General features: G+C 72.8%; 12 protein-coding genes, 2 tRNA genes and 1 other RNA gene. 10 read left to right on the top strand and 5 right to left on the bottom strand.

Annotated elements, in window-relative coordinates; translation table 11 throughout:
• Positions 1 to 99: 99 nt before the first annotated feature.
• A complete protein-coding gene (locus tag ABZX40_RS39060; RefSeq protein ID WP_355750185.1) occupies positions 100 to 702 on the bottom strand; it encodes a heme-binding protein in 603 nt (200 codons plus the stop codon).
• 391 nt (positions 703 to 1093) lie between these two features.
• On the opposite strand from ABZX40_RS39060, the gene ABZX40_RS39055 reads away from it, so the two are divergent.
• Together ABZX40_RS39055 and ABZX40_RS39050 are read left to right on the top strand one after the other, a co-directional pair.
• On the top strand, positions 1094 to 2272 hold the full coding sequence (locus tag ABZX40_RS39055) for a sensor histidine kinase (protein ID WP_355750188.1): 1179 nt from the start codon (positions 1094 to 1096) through the stop codon (positions 2270 to 2272).
• Complete coding sequence (locus ABZX40_RS39050) at positions 2269 to 2931, top strand: response regulator transcription factor (RefSeq protein ID WP_355750107.1); 663 nt, start codon at positions 2269 to 2271, stop codon at positions 2929 to 2931. Before ABZX40_RS39055 ends, ABZX40_RS39050 begins: the two co-directional genes overlap by 4 nt.
• 4 nt (positions 2932 to 2935) lie before the next feature.
• Here the strand turns inward: ABZX40_RS39050 and ABZX40_RS39045 are convergent, their stop codons facing one another.
• The gene (locus ABZX40_RS39045) at positions 2936 to 3382 is read right to left on the bottom strand and encodes an SRPBCC family protein (RefSeq protein ID WP_355750109.1); all 447 of its coding nucleotides are present in this window, start codon (positions 3380 to 3382) and stop codon (positions 2936 to 2938) included.
• A 174-nt stretch (positions 3383 to 3556) separates the two neighbouring features.
• Here ABZX40_RS39045 and ABZX40_RS39040 point away from each other — a divergent pair, with 174 nt between their 5' ends.
• Both ABZX40_RS39040 and ABZX40_RS39035 read left to right on the top strand, forming a co-directional pair.
• The gene (locus ABZX40_RS39040) at positions 3557 to 4309 is read left to right on the top strand and encodes an NAD(P)H-binding protein (protein ID WP_355750111.1); all 753 of its coding nucleotides are present in this window, start codon (positions 3557 to 3559) and stop codon (positions 4307 to 4309) included.
• A gap of 256 nt (positions 4310 to 4565) precedes the next feature.
• Positions 4566 to 5669 carry a sugar ABC transporter substrate-binding protein gene (locus ABZX40_RS39035; RefSeq protein WP_355750114.1) on the top strand — a complete coding sequence of 368 codons (1104 nt, stop codon included), beginning with the start codon at positions 4566 to 4568 and terminating at the stop codon, positions 5667 to 5669.
• A gap of 197 nt (positions 5670 to 5866) precedes the next feature.
• Here ABZX40_RS39035 and ABZX40_RS39030 read toward each other — a convergent pair.
• Positions 5867 to 5954, bottom strand: a tRNA-Ser gene (locus tag ABZX40_RS39030).
• Positions 5955 to 6025: 71 nt separating this feature from the next.
• Here ABZX40_RS39030 and ffs point away from each other — a divergent pair.
• From ffs to ABZX40_RS39000, 6 genes are all read left to right on the top strand, one after another.
• An RNA gene (gene ffs / locus ABZX40_RS39025) (signal recognition particle sRNA small type) lies at positions 6026 to 6124 on the top strand.
• 44 nt (positions 6125 to 6168) lie between these two features.
• Complete coding sequence (locus ABZX40_RS39020) at positions 6169 to 8439, top strand: DNA polymerase III subunit gamma and tau (RefSeq protein ID WP_355750117.1); 2271 nt, start codon at positions 6169 to 6171, stop codon at positions 8437 to 8439.
• A 308-nt stretch (positions 8440 to 8747) separates the two neighbouring features.
• Entirely contained in the window at positions 8748 to 10007 is a 1260-nt protein-coding gene (purD, locus tag ABZX40_RS39015) for a phosphoribosylamine--glycine ligase (protein WP_355750120.1), read from the top strand.
• Positions 10008 to 10459: 452 nt separating this feature from the next.
• Complete coding sequence (locus ABZX40_RS39010) at positions 10460 to 12442, top strand: hypothetical protein (protein ID WP_355750123.1); 1983 nt, start codon at positions 10460 to 10462, stop codon at positions 12440 to 12442.
• A gap of 269 nt (positions 12443 to 12711) precedes the next feature.
• A complete protein-coding gene (locus ABZX40_RS39005) occupies positions 12712 to 14217 on the top strand; it encodes a N,N-dimethylformamidase beta subunit family domain-containing protein (protein ID WP_355750125.1) in 1506 nt (501 codons plus the stop codon).
• Positions 14218 to 14350: 133 nt separating this feature from the next.
• A complete protein-coding gene (locus ABZX40_RS39000; RefSeq protein ID WP_355750127.1) occupies positions 14351 to 15250 on the top strand; it encodes a phosphoribosylaminoimidazolesuccinocarboxamide synthase in 900 nt (299 codons plus the stop codon).
• Positions 15251 to 15339: 89 nt separating this feature from the next.
• Here ABZX40_RS39000 and ABZX40_RS38995 read toward each other — a convergent pair.
• Together ABZX40_RS38995 and ABZX40_RS38990 are read right to left on the bottom strand one after the other, a co-directional pair.
• A tRNA-Gly gene (locus ABZX40_RS38995) sits at positions 15340 to 15415 on the bottom strand.
• Positions 15416 to 15454: 39 nt separating this feature from the next.
• A complete protein-coding gene (locus ABZX40_RS38990; protein WP_355750130.1) occupies positions 15455 to 16060 on the bottom strand; it encodes a response regulator transcription factor in 606 nt (201 codons plus the stop codon).
• Positions 16061 to 16154 lie beyond the last annotated feature (94 nt).

The following is a 16154-nucleotide window of genomic DNA, read 5'->3' as shown; positions in this document are numbered from 1 at the left end:
ACCCGCTACGACAAGACCGCCGAGTCCTACCAGGCAGCCGTCACCCTCGCATCGCTCCTGATGTGGGCGTGACAATTGAAGACAACTCCTAGGGCATGCCTAGCGGTTCAGCGCGGCCACGCCCGCCTTCGCGAACTTCTCGTCCAGGTCCCCGCTCGGCGCGCCCGCGACCCCGATGCCCGCGATCGGCGCGCCCTTGACGGCGACCGGGGCGCCGCCTCCGAGGAACAGCGTGCCCGGGATGTCCTTGAGGTTCGGCGTCTGCGCCAGCCGCTTGACCAGCTCGGACGTGGGGGCGTTCCAGGACACCGCGGTGAACGCCTTGCGCTCGGCGGACTCGTAGGACTGCGGTCCGGCACCGTCGCCGCGCAGGGTGACCAGGGTGTTGCCGTTGCGGTCGACGACGGCGACGGAGATCCGCTGGTTCTCCTTCTCGGCGGCGTCCAGCGCGGCCCGCGCGGCCTTGGTGGCGGCGTCGACGGTGAGGTGGGTGGACTGGGTGAGGTTGCCGCGGGCCGGGTCCCCGGCGGACGACCGCGAGACCGACGCGCCGGACTGAGCACCGGACTGGGCCCCCGACTGGCCGCCCGCCGGGGCGGAACCAGCGGCGTTCGCGGCGACCGTACCCGCCCCGCCCGCGACGACGACGGCGAGTACGGCACCGCCGGTGAACAGCCGGGTACGGCGGGAGACGGAACGGATGCGGTGCTTCGCGGTGTGCTGCATGGTGTGGGCCCTCCTGAGGCGGGTGGGTGCGTCCGGGGTGTCGAGGTGTCGAGGTGACTCCTCGATCCTGGGCGCGGAAGCGCTCCGCCCCCGTCGCCGGAGGGGCTCGGTCCGCCGCCCGGATCGGGGGAGCGTGGTGTCGTCCGAACGGATGACCGCCGACGGTCCCGGCCGGGGAACAATGGAGGTGTTTGCCCAGGTGTTTGCCCAGATCAGCAGGGCGCGCCGCCGGACCCGCTCGACCCGCCGAACCCGCCGGAGCAGGAAGGAGGACGACCCCATGGCACCCCCACCCCCATCCCCACCACAACCACGCCCCCCGAAGGCACCGTCCCCCACCGACGGCACCCGTGCCCTCACCCTCGTCATGCACACCGCCTTCTTCGTGCTGCTCGGCGCCTCCCTCGCCCGCTATCTCTCCCGCCACCCCGGCGACCCGCTCACCCCCCTGGTCGTCGCCCTGTCGGTGCTGCTGGCGGCGCTGTACGTGCTCGGTCCGGCGCTCGGCGCCCGGCTGACCCTGCGCCGGGTGACCTGGCTCGGCGTGGTGGTGGCCGCCTGGGCGGTGCTCGTCGTGCTGGCGCCGAGCTTCGCCTGGTGCGCGGTGCCGCTCTTCTACACCGGTCTGCGGACCCTCCCGCTGCGCGCCGCCGTCCCGCTGGTGGTGCTGCTGACCGCGCTGACCGTCGCCGCCCAGCTGAAGCTGGCGGGCTGGGCCGACCCGAACATCCTGCTGGCGCCCCCGGCCGTGGCCGCCGTCGCCACCGCCGTCTTCGTCACGATGGAACGCCAGACCGCCCGGCAGCGCGTCCTCATCGACGATCTGGTCCGCACCCGCCGCGAACTCGCCGCCACCGAGCGCCGCGAGGGCACCCTCGCCGAGCGCGAGCGGCTGGCCCGGGAGATCCACGACACCCTCGCCCAGGGACTGTCCAGCCAGCGGATGCTGCTCCAGGCCGCCGACCGGCTCTGGGACGCGGACAGCGCGACCGCCCGGGGCCATATCCGCACCGCCGCCGCCATCGCCGAGAGCAATCTCGCCGAGGCCCGCCGTTTCGTGCACGACCTCACCCCGGCCGACCTCGCGGAGGCGGGCGGGCTCGCGGCGGCGCTGCGGGCGGTGGCGGAACGCGCGGCATCGGCGGGCACCGGCACCGGGGAGGGGGACGGGGGCGGGCTCACCGTCCGGGTGCACACCGAGGGCACCCCGGCGCTGCCGGTCCCGGCCCCCGTCGAGGCCGCGCTGCTCAGGATCGCGCAGGGCGCCCTGGCCAACGTACGCGAGCATGCCCGCGCCACCACCGCGACCGTCACCCTGACCTGCCTGGACGACCAGATCGTGCTGGACGTGGCCGACGACGGCACCGGCTTCGACCCCACCGCCCGCCCCGCCACCGCGTCCGGCGTCCGGGGCCACGGCCTCCCGGCCGGCCGCGCCCGGCTGCGCCAGCTGGGCGGCACCCTGACGGTGGAGTCGGCCCCCGGCGAGGGGACGGTCGTCTCGGCGTCCGTCCCCCTCCACGCCCCGGAAGGAGACCCCACATGAGCACAGAACCACCCCCCACCCCCACCCCCGTCCGCATCCTCCTCTGCGACGATCACGCCGTCGTCCGCGCCGGACTGCTCGCCCTGCTCGGCAGCGCCCCGGACATCGAGGTGATCGGCGAGGCGGGCAGCGGGGAGGAGGCCGTGGCGATGACCCGGAAACTGCGCCCGGACGTCGTCCTGATGGACCTCCAGCTCGGCCCCGGCATGGACGGCGTGGAGACGACGCGCCGTCTGGTCGCCGACCGCGCCCCGGACGGCGCCGGCCCGCACATCCTCGTCCTCACCACCTACGACACCGACGCCGACATCACCCGTGCCATCGAGGCGGGCGCCACCGGCTATCTGCTCAAGGCGGAAGGCCCGGAGGAACTCTTCGCGGCGATCCACGCGGCGGCCCGGGGCCGTACGGCACTGTCCGGGCCGGTGGCCGGCCGGGTGATGGCCCAGCTCCGCAGCCCCGCCCCCGCCCTCACCGCCCGCGAGCGCGACATCCTCACCCAGCTCTCCCAGGGCCTGCCCAACCGGGAGATCGCCCGCGCCCTCTTCATCAGCGAGGCCACCGTCAAGACCCATCTGCGCCGGATCTACGACAAACTCGGCGTCGACACCCGGGCGGGCGCGGTGGCGACGGCGAACGCCCGCCGCCTGCTGGGCTGACGCCCTACCGCCCGGAACGCGTCTCCCGCACGGCGATCCGGGCGAACTTGGTGAGCATCATCCCGTTGCGCACGGCCATCAGATAGTCGACCGGCAGCCCGTGCATCCGGGTGCCGGGCCCGCGCAGCGGATGCCAGTCGAGGGTGAACAGCGTGTGCCCGCCCCAGGGCAGCAGCCGCATGGCGACCCGCGCGGCCCCGAACGGCTCGGCCCGCGCCTCCAGCTCCAGCCGCCGCCCCAGCTCACAGATCCGGACGACGACGGTGTCGTCCAGCGTCAGCGGCCCGGCGCCCACCCGGACCCGCAGCCGTGCGCCGACCCCGGGCCAGTCCGGGTCGACGGCGAGCACCGCCCGCGTCCCGGTGACCCACTGCCCGTACCGCCGCCCGTCGGCGAGCAGCGCCCAGACGTCCTCGGGCGGGCTGAGGATCAGCCGCCGACTCCGTGCCACGGATCCACCCTCCGCTCTCCCCGGCTGTCACAGTTCCGCCGGATGCCGTGTCCTGCTCCTGAGACCAATTTCTCTGACCGCCCGCTGACCGACTCCTCACACCAAGCGAAACGCCGTCCGGCGGATCGCGCATCACAGAACGCATCACACAAGGCAGAGCGAACGGAGACAGCGATGAAGATCGTGGTGATCGGTGGTACGGGCCTGATCGGCTCGCAGGTGGTGGCGCTGCTGGGCGCGGCCGGGCAGGAGGCGGTTCCCGCCGCCCCCTCCACCGGTGTGAACGCCTACACCGGAGCGGGCCTGGCCGAGGTGCTCAAGGGCGCCGAGGTCGTCGTCGACGTATCGAACGCGCCGTCCTTCGAGGCCGGACCGGCGCTGGACTTCTTCACCCGTTCGGCCGAGCACCTGTTCGCCGCCGAGCGGGAGGCCGGTGTCCGGCACCATGTCGTGCTGTCGATCGTCGGGGTGGACCAGGTCCCGGACTACGGCTACTACGTGGCGAAGGTGGCCCAGGAGCGGGCCGTGCGGGAGAGCGGGGTGCCGTTCAGCATCGTGCGGGCGACCCAGTTCTTCGAGTTCGTCGCGCCGGTGATGGACATGTCCACCCAGGGCACGGAGGTACGGCTGCCGTCACTGCCGCTGCGCCCGATCGCGTCGGCGGATGTCGCCGCGGTGGTGGCGCGGGCGGCGCAGGGCGAGCCCACCGGCTCCGTCCACCGGATCGCGGGCCCGGAGGTGCACGGCCTAGACCGCCTCGGCGAGATCACCCTCGCCGCCCGCCCGGACGGCCGCACGGCCGTCACCGACGAGAGCGCGAGCCTGTTCGCGGGCATGCCGGACGTGCTGACCGGCGAGGGCGACACCGGCGTGGAACCGGCGTCGACACGGTACGAGGAATGGCTGAGCCGGGGGACGGGGAGGTAAGCGGCCGATGATCGGCGGGGGGCGGGTACGCGCACCGATCCCCCCTGTTCCCCCCGACGTACCCCGCGGCCCGTGCCGCCCGCCCGACCGACCGAGAGCGAGGACGAAGAAGAGAACGAAGAAGAGAACGAGGAAGAGGACATCGACTTCTTCACCGGACCAGGTCCCGCGTGGTACGACGAGGGCGCGTTGGCGACGTCCGTCTGCCGGGGTGCCCGGCTGCTGATGCCAGACGCCAAGACCGGAGGAGAAGCGCTTGAGCGCAGGATCAGGCATTCGACGGGAATTATTATCCGATTTGGCGATCTCATTGGCGAGTGGCATCCTCCTCGCCGTCGGCGGAAGCGCGATCGCGGCACTGACGCCTGTGCATGCCGATATCTCCGTTCCCACATGGTTGTTCGTGGCGATCGCCGCGACGTCCTTTCCGGCCGTTTTCCTGTTGACTCGTCGTCTCACCCGGCCCGGCCCTCAAGTTTTCATCATGATCTCAGCGTTTGCGCAGACCCGTTGGCTTGCCGGATTGCTGGACTCGGCGGCCCGTTCCTTCGATCACCACGGAATGGACCTCATCGTCAAGCTGCCGCAGCACGATTACAGCGGCCAGAGCCAGGCGCGGGAGCTGAAAGCAATTCGGAAGAAGAAAAGGGCACTTGTCGGCGGCGTCATTGTCTGCTCCCACCCCCAGGCCATCCGGCGAGAGCTGGCTGATTTCAGCACCACGACCGGCCTGCCCATCGTGTTCGTGGACATCCGTCCCTTCCACCAGGTGGAGGACTGCCCTCCCCGCACGGTGTTCGTCGGCTGCGACGCGGACGAGATCGGTGAGCGCGCAGCACAGTGGGTGGCACAGGAATTGCGGGAAGCCGGGAAGGACCGCCCCGCCATACTCGTCGTGGCGGGTGAGGCACAGGACGGCCGACACCGCGCCTTCGCCGCCAAGACTCACGACATGACGCCACTCTCCAAATTACACATCAACACGCAGGGGAATTTCTCACGGGAGAGCGCCCGCGAAATCGTTGACCAACACCTCCGCCACCTCCACCGACGTGGAGAGTCACTGGATGCCATCTATTGCACCAATGACGAAATGGCCTTGGGGGCGGTGGACGCGGTCAAGGAACATGAGGCACGGGGCAATCAGCACGCCGGGCTGTTCATCCTCGGTGTGGACGGCACACCCGACGCGCTCGCGACCATCAAGTCGGGCGCCACGCCCTTTCGCGCGACGATAATCCAGGACCCCCGGCGTATCGCAGACGCTGCCGTCGACCTGCTGCTCCGCATGCGGGCTGGCGAGTCCGTCCCCACCCAGACGCTGGTGACCTCGACTGTGTATCCCTCGTCCTCGTCCTGACATCGCGGTCCGTGAGCTGAAGAGCCGGGCAGTCGTCGGTACGTCGGCCGAGGACAGCCAGCGACGACGGCCGCCAAGACAGCCGGCCACGACAGCCGACCCCGCCGACCGACCTGTTCTGCGGCCGAGTGACCTGAACAACGTCGAAGGCCCCACCGCGAACGGTGGGGCCTTCGACATCGTGCCCGGTGAGGCACTGGCGGAGGATACGAGATTCGAACTCGTGAGGGTGTGAACCCAACACGCTTTCCAAGCGTGCGCCCTAGGCCTCTAGGCGAATCCTCCGCCGGAAACATTACATGACCGAGAGGAGTGCTCGCGAACTCGTTCCCGCACCTCACATCGGGTACCCTCTGCGTAGCCCCTCACGCGGCGCTATCTGACTGAACTCCCCCAGGGCCGGAAGGCAGCAAGGGTAGGTCGGCTCTGGCGGGTGCGTGGGGGGCGCTCGCGTTTGGGGCGGGTCCGGTTGTCAGTGGGCGCCTATAACCTCGTATGCGTGTCGTCTCTCGCGCTGTACCGCCGCTATCGCCCGGAGTCGTTCGCCGAGGTCATCGGGCAGGAGCATGTCACCGACCCGTTGCAGCAGGCGCTGCGGAACAACCGGGTCAATCACGCGTACCTGTTCAGCGGGCCGCGCGGGTGCGGGAAGACGACCAGCGCGCGCATCCTCGCCCGGTGTCTGAACTGCGTGCAGGGCCCGACACCCACCCCCTGCGGCGAGTGCCAGTCCTGCCAGGATCTCGCACGCAACGGGCCCGGTTCCATCGACGTCATCGAGATCGACGCCGCTTCCCACGGCGGTGTGGACGACGCCCGTGACCTGCGCGAAAAGGCGTTCTTCGGGCCCGCGGGCAGCCGCTACAAGATCTACATCATCGACGAGGCCCATATGGTCACGTCGGCCGGTTTCAACGCGCTCCTCAAGGTCGTCGAGGAGCCCCCCGAGCATCTGAAGTTCATCTTCGCCACCACCGAGCCCGAGAAGGTCATCGGCACCATCCGGTCCCGGACCCATCACTACCCCTTCCGGCTCGTCCCCCCCGGCACCCTGCGCGACTACCTCGGCGAGGTGTGCCAGAAGGAGGACATCCCGGTCGAGGACGGGGTGCTGCCGCTCGTCGTGCGCGCCGGTGCCGGATCCGTGCGTGACTCCATGTCCGTCATGGATCAGCTGCTCGCCGGTGCCACCAGCGAGGGTGTGACCTACGCCATGGCCACCTCCCTTCTCGGTTACACGGACGGTTCTCTGCTCGACTCGGTGGTCGAGGCGTTCGCCACCGGTGACGGGGCCGCCGCCTTCGAGGTCGTGGACCGGGTCATCGAGGGGGGCAACGACCCCCGGCGGTTCGTCGCCGACCTGCTGGAGCGGCTCCGCGATCTGGTGATCCTCGCCGCCGTTCCCGACGCCGTCGAGAAGGGGCTGCTCGACGCCCCCGCCGATGTCGTCGAGCGGATGCAGGCCCAGGCTGGGGTCTTCGGCGCCGCCGAGCTGAGCCGCGCCGCCGACCTCGTCAACCAGGGCCTCACCGAGATGCGCGGCGCCACCTCCCCACGCCTCCAGCTCGAACTGATCTGCGCCCGCGTCATGCTCCCCGCCGCCTATGGCGACGAGCGGTCCGTCATGGCCCGCATGGACCGGCTTGAGCGGGGGATCGGGGGTGGTAGTGGCGGTGGCGGTGGCATCGGTGGTGTCCATGTTTCCGGGCCGCCTGCCGGGGTGCCCGCCATGGGGTTCGTTCCCGGGCCCGACTCCCATGGGTATCCCGCCTCGCCCATGCCGCCGACCCCGTCCGGGCCTGCTGCCGCCGACAGCGGCCCTGGTCCTGCTCCTGCTCCTGTCTCTGGTCCTGGTCCGGGTGCCCCGGGTGCCGCGGCTGCCGAACCCGCGGCCCCCGGGGTTGCCGCCGCGCCCGGAGCCTGGCCGACCGCCAGCCCTCCCGGCCCCGCCAGCCCCCCCGCCGGCCGCCGACCCGGCGGCTGGCCCGCCGCCGCCTCACCAACTCCCCCTTCCGCACCAACCCCCACCCCCACCTCCACGCCCGCCCCCTCAGCCGCCCCCACCCCCGCCGCCCCACCCCCCTCCGGCGGCCTCGACCCCCGTGTTCTCTGGCCGAACATCCTCGAAGCCGTCAAGAACCGGCGTCGCTTCACCTGGATCCTGCTGAGCCAGAACGCCCAGGTCGCCGGGTTCGACGGCACCACCCTCCAACTCGGGTTCGCCAGCGCGGGGGCGCGGGACAACTTCGTGAGCAGCGGCAGCGAGGACGTGCTGCGGCAGGCGCTGGTCGAGCAGTTCAGCGTCCACTGGAAGATCGACGCCGTTGTCGATCCCTCCGGCGGTTCGGCGGCGGCGCCCCCGCCCCCGCCCGCCCCCGGCGGCGGTCCCTACGGCTCCGGCCCCGCCGCTCCTCCCAGCCCCCCCACCGGCGGCGGAGGGTCCGGCTTCTCCGGCGGGGGCACGCCCGGTGGTGGCTACGGCGGCGGTGGCTACGGCGGTGGCGGCGGCACCCCCACCGCCGTACAGCAGCAACCCGCGCCTCGGGCCGCCGCCGCGGCGCCCGCCAGGCCCGCCCCGGCGCCCACCGCCCCGGCGTCTGCGCCCGCCCCCGTCAGACCCGCGGCGCAGGCCGCGCCCGCCCCGGTCTCCCCGGAGGACGACGTTCCGGAGGACGACGACCCCGATCTGGACGAGTCGGCGCTGTCGGGGCAGGACCTGATCGTGCGGGAGCTGGGTGCCACGGTGATGGACGAGTTCGTGAACGAGTGATCCGCCCGACGACCGAGGCGCTCCCCCCCGGTACCCGTCCGACGGCAGGGCCCCGAGCCTGCCCGACGGTAGAGAGACGCCCCCCGCACCCGTCCGACGGCAGGGCCCCCCGCGCCTGCCCGACGGCAGAGGGCCCAGCGCCTCCCGACAGTAGAGAGACGCCCCCCACCCACCCGACGACAGAGGCGCCCACACCCACCCGACGGCCGACGGACGCCCCACCCTTGGATGAACCCACAACCCCACCACCCCCACCCCCTCAGCAACCCCCACAAAGACCCCCCGTCCGCTGCCGTTAGGCTGACCCCGTGAAGGTCCTCGTCATCGGCAGCGGTGCCCGCGAACACGCCCTGTGCCGCTCCCTGTCCCTCGACCCCTCCGTCACCGCGCTGTACTGCGCCCCCGGCAACGCCGGTATCGCCGAGGTCGCCGAGCTGCACCCGGTCGACGCGCTGGACGGTGCCGCCGTGGCCGCGCTCGCCGGCTCGCTCGGCGCCGGGCTGGTCGTCGTGGGGCCGGAGGCACCGCTGGTCGCGGGGGTCGCCGACGCCGTGCGCGAGGCGGGCATCCCGGTCTTCGGCCCCTCCGGGGAGGCCGCGCGGCTGGAGGGCTCCAAGGCGTTCGCGAAGGATGTGATGGCGGCGGCCCAGGTGCCCACCGCCCGCTCGTACGTCTGTACGAACCCGGACGAGGTCGAGGAGGCGCTCGACGCCTTCGGCGCCCCGTACGTCGTCAAGGACGACGGTCTCGCCGCCGGCAAGGGCGTCGTCGTCACCGCCGACCTCGACACCGCCCGCGCGCACGCCAACGCCTGTGAGCGGGTCGTCATCGAGGAGTATCTCGACGGTCCCGAGGTCTCGCTCTTCGCGATCACCGACGGCGAGACGGTCGTGCCGCTCCAGCCCGCCCAGGACTTCAAGCGCGCGCTCGATGGCGACGAGGGCCCCAACACCGGCGGCATGGGTGCCTACTCCCCGCTGCCCTGGGCCGATCCCAAGCTGGTGCGGGAAGTGCTGGAGACCGTGCTCCAGCCGACCGTGGACGAGCTGCGCCGCCGCGGTACGCCCTTCTCCGGGCTGCTCTACGCCGGGCTCGCGATCACCTCGCGGGGCGTCCGGGTCATCGAGTTCAACGCCCGTTTCGGCGACCCCGAGACCCAGGTCGTCCTGGCCCGGCTCAAGACCCCGCTGGCCGGAGTGCTGCTCGCCGCCGCCGACGGCACCCTCGCCGACCTCCCGCCCCTGCGCTGGAGCGAGGACGCCGCCGTCACCGTCGTCGTCGCCTCCCACAACTACCCCGGCACCCCGCGCACCGGCGACCCCATCACCGGCCTCGACCGGATCGCCGACCAGGACGCCCCGTACGCCTATGTCCTGCACGCCGGGACCCGGCGCGACGGCGACGCGGTGGTCAGCGCCGGTGGCCGGGTCCTCTCGGTCACCGCGACCGGCGACGACCTCACCGAGGCCCGCGAGCGCGCCTACCGGGCCGTCGCCCGTATCGGCCTCGACGGCTCCCAGCACCGTACGGACATCGCGGCGAAGGCCGCCGCCGACGCCTGCGGCTGAGCGGGGCGGGCCCGCTGAGCGCCCGAGTCCGCTGCACTCCGCATGAACCCCTCTGAACCCTTCAGGCCCCGAAACCGTCTCAGGAATCGGGGCCTGATCCTTGCCCAGTGTCATCCACCTCTCCCCAAAGCCATTCCATCGAGTGACCGCTCCCCCATCCGGCTGACGACGGCCCCACCCCCAACTAGGGTGCGGCGCAAGCGTTCGGGCACTTGGCCCACCGGCATTGCGATGTCAGTGGCGGGTGCCACAGTGGGGGAGTGAGCAAAAGCCGGGAAAGCGCCAGAAGGCCAGGAACGGCAGGCAAGGCAAGCACGGCAGGCAAGGCAGCAACAGCCGGTGGGGCAGCGACAGCCGGCAGAGCACGAACGGCAAGCGCGGCGGAAGCGGTCGGGACGCCGGCGACACCTGAAACGGTCAGTGGTACGGCAGGGAGGGGGTGAGGTCCGGTCGTGAGCGGGATCGGAGTGGAGGCGGGAACCCAGAGCGCGCGGGCGCGGGCGCTGGCCGTGCTGCGGGTGCGCAGCCGGGCGCTGGCGCTGGCCCTGCTGCCGGCGGCCGCCGCGGTGATCCTGCTCGTCGGCGGCTCCACCGGGCAGCTCGCGGGTGACGGATGGGACATCGCGCGCTGGGTGGCCGGGGTGTCCGCGCTGCTGGTGCTGGCCGCGGCCGGGGCCGTCGCCCTGGTGGTCGCCCGCGCCCGCCCGGCCGTGACGCCCACGGTCCCGATCCCCGAGGAGTCCGCGCCGGATCTCTACCGGCTGGTGCGCGACCTCGCCGACCGGCTCGACGTCCCGGCGCCCTCCGCCATAGCCCTCACCCCCGACTGCGACAGCTGGCTGGAGGACCGCACCCACCCGGCCCAGAGCGGCCCGCCCCCGTCCGGCCACGCCGACGAGATAGCGGGCGTCGGCCGTCCGCACCGCCGTGGTGCGGCGGCTCCCGTGCTGGTCATCGGCTCCCCGTTCCTGTGGTGGATGCGGGTGGGCGAGCTGCGCGCGGTCCTCGCCCCGGTCGTCGCCGGTACGGGACCGTCGGCGCACCCCGACATAGCCGCCGCCCGCCGTTTCGTACGGGGGCTGGACGCCGCCGTCGCGGTCGCCGCCGCGCCCGGCCGCGATCCCCTCTCCCGCGTGGTCCTCGCCGGGATCGGCTCGGTGGCCCGCACGCTGCTGCGCGGCTGCCGGGTGCACGCGGCCGAGATGGAGCGCGGAGTCGCCGCCGCCGCTGCCGAGCGCGCCCAGGCGGTGGACTACGGGCTGCGGATCGTCGCCCAGGAGCAGGTCGGGCTGGCCTACGCCGGCTGGGACCGGCTGCTGACCCGGGTCGCGCTGCCCGCCTGGCGGGTGGGCCGCTGGCCGTCCCGGCTGGACGCGGGCGTGGTCGCCGCGCTCACCGAGCTGTCCCGCCGCGACCGGCTGGCCGAGGGCTTCGCCTCCCGCCTCGGCGAGCGCCCCGCCTGCGATCTGCTCGAAGAGCCGGGTGCGGTGGACGAGGCGACCTCGCTGCTCGCCGCCCGGCTGTTCCACGGGGGCCCCGCCGAGCCGGGCCCGGACTGGTCGCCGGTGGACTGGCAGGAGTACCCGGACGAGGTCGTGGACCGCAAGTGGCGTACCGACGCGGCCCGGTTGCACCGGGTCCTGGACGCCCTCGGCGTCCGCCGCACCGGCGGCCCCCACGCGGACGCGCCCACGCTGGACCGGGTACTCGACCACCTCACCGAGCCGACGGCCGGTCCCGGCGAGCGGAAGTCTGGGCGCGGCGAGCCGCCCAGCGAGCCGCCCGGCGAGCGGAAGGCCGGGTTCGCGGAGCCGAACGCCGGGCCCCCGGAGCGGAAGGCCGGGCCCCCGGAGCCCACCGGACCCACCGGGGTCACCGACCCCAGCGACCCCACCGACCCGACGCCCTCCCCCGACCCCCTCCCCTCCGCCCTTCCGCCCGACCTCCCCCCCGACCCCTTCCCCGACTCCTTCCCTGGCCTCGAAGAAGACCTGATCCCCACCACCACCGCCCGCAGCACCACCCTCGCCGAGCGGCTGAGCAGTGAACTCGCCCGCGAGGAGGCCGCGCAGGCCGCCCAAGCCGCCGCCGCCGACACCACCACCACCTCCGCCGGAGGCACCGGCAGCGCCCCCGGCATCGACCTCTGGGACGACAACACCCTCCCCCTCTTCCCCCTCCAGCCACCCCGCAGCCCCCGCGAGCTGCTCGCCGACCATGTCACGGCGATGGTGTGCTGCGCCGCGATGGACACCGCCGGTGCCAAGCCCGGCCTGGACTGGCTGGACGGGCCGTCCCTGATGGTCGCCGGTGAGCGGGCGACCGACCTCACTCCGAAGGTCCTCAGCCTGCTGGAGCGCGGCGACCCCACCCCCCTGCGAGGCTGGCTCACCAAGGCGGGCATACGCCCGGAGAAGCCCGTACGCCTGGTCTGACCCCCGTACGCCTGGTCTGATCCCCGTACCCTCGGCTGCCCCCCGTACCAACTCCCACCGCCCGCGCCTCACCCCCCCCGACCCGACAACGCTCCCCCTCCCCTCCCCTCCCCCTCCCGTACCGGAACTCCGTCATCCACTTTCGACCAATCGAAGACGAACCGTGACGGATCAAGTGCGCAATGTGATGTGCTGGGACCGATCGCGCCCGCCCGTACGGCCATGGCCGGCCGCGGCACACGCACATACGGGGGCAGAGGGAGGGGAGCATGGCGCCGGAACGCGTCCGCCGCTGGGAGTCGGGAGCACGCGCGCACGCGGTGTCGGACCCCTTCGGCCAAGGCCCGGTTCCCTGGCTGCGCGGCAGCGAGACCTACGCCGACGAGACGGGGCGACTGGTGCCCTGGTACGTCGACCCCGACCCCCAGCGGCAGTCGCAGTCGCAGACCCGGCCCCGGTCACGGCGGCCCGGCGCCGACGCCACCGCCGCCATCACCTCCGCCGACGACGTCCACCGCCAGATCAAGGGCTTCATCTCCACCGGCGCGGTCGCCCCGGGCGGGGCCGTCGACTTCCACATCACGGTCGACCCGCCCCAGGAGTTCGCCGTCGACATCTACCGCATCGGCCACTACGGCGGGGACGGCGCCGCGAAGATCACCACCAGCCCCCGCCTCTCCGGCATCGTGCAGCCCGCACCGCTCGCCGCCGACCGTGCGGTCTCCTGCCACCACTGGTGGCTGTCCTGGCGGCTCCAGATCCCCTCGTACTGGAGCATCGGCGCGTATGTCGCCGTGCTGACCACCGCCGACGGGTACCGCTCGCACATCCCCTTCACGGTCCGCGACGGCCACCCGGCCGATCTGCTGCTGCTCCTCCCGGACATCACCTGGCAGGCGTACAACCTCTACCCGGAGGACGGCCGCACCGGCGCCAGCCTCTACCACGCCTGGGACGACGACGGCCGGCTGCTCGGCGAGGCCGACGCGGCGACCACCGTCTCCTTCGACCGCCCCTACGCGGGCGCGGGCCTGCCCCTGCACATCGGGCACGCCTACGATTTCATCCGCTGGGCCGAGCGGTACGGCTACGACCTCGCCTACGCCGACGCCAGCGATCTGCACGCCGGCCGGATCGACCCGACCCGCTACCGGGGCCTGGTCTTCCCCGGGCACGACGAGTACTGGTCGGCGGCCATGCGCCGGACCGTCGACCGGGCCCGCGACGGCGGTACGTCCCTGGTCTTCCTGGCGGCCAACTCCATGTACTGGCAGGTGGAGCTGGCGGCGTCGCCGTCCGGTGTCCCCGACCGGCTGCTGACCTGCCGCAAGCGCCGGGGCCCCGGCCGCCCGGTGCTCTGGCGGGAGATCGACCGGGCCGAGCAGCAGACCGTCGGCATCCAGTACGCGGGCCGGGTGCCCGAGCCGCATCCGCTGATCGTCCGCAACGCCGGTCACTGGCTGTGGGAGGCGACCGGCGCCCACGAGGGCGACGAACTGCCCGGCATGGTCGCGGGCGAGGCCGACCGCTACTTCCCGCGCACCCCGCTGCCCGCCCACGAGGAACGCACCCTGCTCGCCCACTCCCCGTACACCGACGCCGAGGGCGTCCGCCGCCACCAGGAGACCTCCCTGTACCGGGCGGCCTCCGGCGCGCTGGTCTTCGCGTCCGGGACCTTCGCCTGGTCCCCGGCGCTGGACCGCCCCGGCCATGTGGACCCCCGCGTCCAGCGCGCCACCGCGAACCTCCTCGACCGCATCTGCAAACACGACTGACCCCCGGCACCCAGACCCTGCCCCAGACCTTGCCCCAGACCCCGACCCCGGCCCCTCGCCCGACCCCTGGCGCACGCCGATCCTCCCCATACGGAAGAATCGACCCCATTGGTCAGAAGGACGGGGAGGAACCGTGTCCGGATTCGTAGAAAAGCCCGAGCCGCCGCAGATTCCGGGCCTGGCGCACCTGCACACCGGCAAGGTGCGCGAGCTGTACCAGAACGCGGCGGGCGACCTGGTGATGGTCGCCAGCGACCGGATCTCCGCCTACGACTGGGTGCTGCCGACCGAGATCCCCGACAAGGGCCGGGTCCTGACCCGCCTCTCCCTCTGGTGGTTCGACCAGCTCCGCGACCTCGTCCCGAACCATGTCCTCGGCACCGACCTCCCGCCCGGCGCCCCCGCCGACTGGACCGGCCGCACCCTGATCTGCAAGCCGCTGCGCATGATCCCGGTCGAGGCGGTCGCCCGCGGCTATCTCGCCGGCTCCGGCCTGGTCGAGTACAGCGCCTCCCGTACGGTCTGCGGACTCGCCCTGCCCGAGGGCCTGACCGACGGCAGCGAACTCCCCGCCCCGATCTTCACCCCGGCCACCAAGGCCGCCGTCGGCGAGCACGACGAGAATGTGTCGTACGAGGAGGTCGCCCGCCAGGTCGGCGCGGAGACCGCGGCGGAGCTGCGCCAGGCGACCCTGGCGATCTACTCCCGCGCCCGGGACATCGCCCGCGAGCGCGGGATCATCCTGGCCGACACCAAGTTCGAGTTCGGCTACGACGGCGAGACCCTGGTCATCGCCGACGAGGTGCTCACCCCGGACTCCTCCCGCTTCTGGCCGGCCGAGCAGTGGCAGCCGGGCCGCCCGCAGCCCTCGTACGACAAGCAGTTCGTGCGGGACTGGCTGACCTCGGCGGAGTCCGGCTGGGACCGCCGCAGCGAGCAGCCCCCGCCCCCGCTGCCGCCGCACGTCGTGGCCGCCACCCGCGCCAAGTACGTCGAGGCGTACGAGCGCCTCACCGGCCTCACCTGGTCATAGCCACCAGCAGCGCGACGACAGCGAAAAGCCCCCGATCCAACCGGACCGGGGGCTTCGACGAACCGTTCGACTCCAACGAGTGGAGCGACTGGAGCGGACGACGAGGTTCGAACTCGCGACCTCAACCTTGGCAAGGTTGCGCTCTACCAACTGAGCTACGTCCGCATCGCGCTGTGACGTGGAAACGCCCTGGCGCGACGCCAACTATACCCAACCCCGCTCCCGGGCGAGCCGGGCCGCGGCATGCCGGTTCTCCGCCCCCAGCTTGGAGACGGCCGACGAGAGATAGTTCCGTACCGTCCCCTGGGAGAGCGCGGCGCGCTCTGCGATCTCCGCCACCGGTGCCCCGTCGGCCGCCAGTTCCAGCACCTCCGCCTCCCGCGCGGTGAGCGGCGAGTCCCCGGCGGAGATCGCGTCGGCGGCCAACTCGGGGTCGACATAGCGGTTTCCGTCGTGCACGGTCCGGATGATCTCGGCGAGCCGCTGGGCGCTCACCGTCTTCGGGACGAACCCCCGCACACCCGCCGCCAGCGCCCGTTTCAGATGCCCGGGACGGCCATGGCTGGTGACGATCAGCACCTGGCAGGCGGGCAGCTCGGTCCGTAGCCATGTGGCGACCTTCACACCGTCCGCGCCCGGCATCTGGAGATCCAGTACCGCCACATCGGGCTGGTGCGCCCGTGCCATCGCCAGGGCCTCCGGTCCGCTCGCCGCCTCGGCGACGATCAGCAGATCGTCCTCCAGCGACAGCAGCGCGGCCAGCGCCCCCCGGATCAGATGCTCGTCGTCCGCGAGCAGCACCCTGACCATTACGCGACACTCTCCGCTCTTCGGCGCCGGCACCCGTGATCGCCGTCCGTCCTGTCCGTCCTGTCCGTCCCGTCCGTCCCGTCCAGCCCTGTCC

The organism is Streptomyces sp. NPDC004610, assembly GCF_040609715.1.
Taxonomy (GTDB): Bacteria; Actinomycetota; Actinomycetes; order Streptomycetales; family Streptomycetaceae; genus Streptomyces.
The sequence above is the reverse complement of the archived record's forward strand: the minus strand, read 5'-3'. Positions and strand labels throughout refer to the sequence as shown.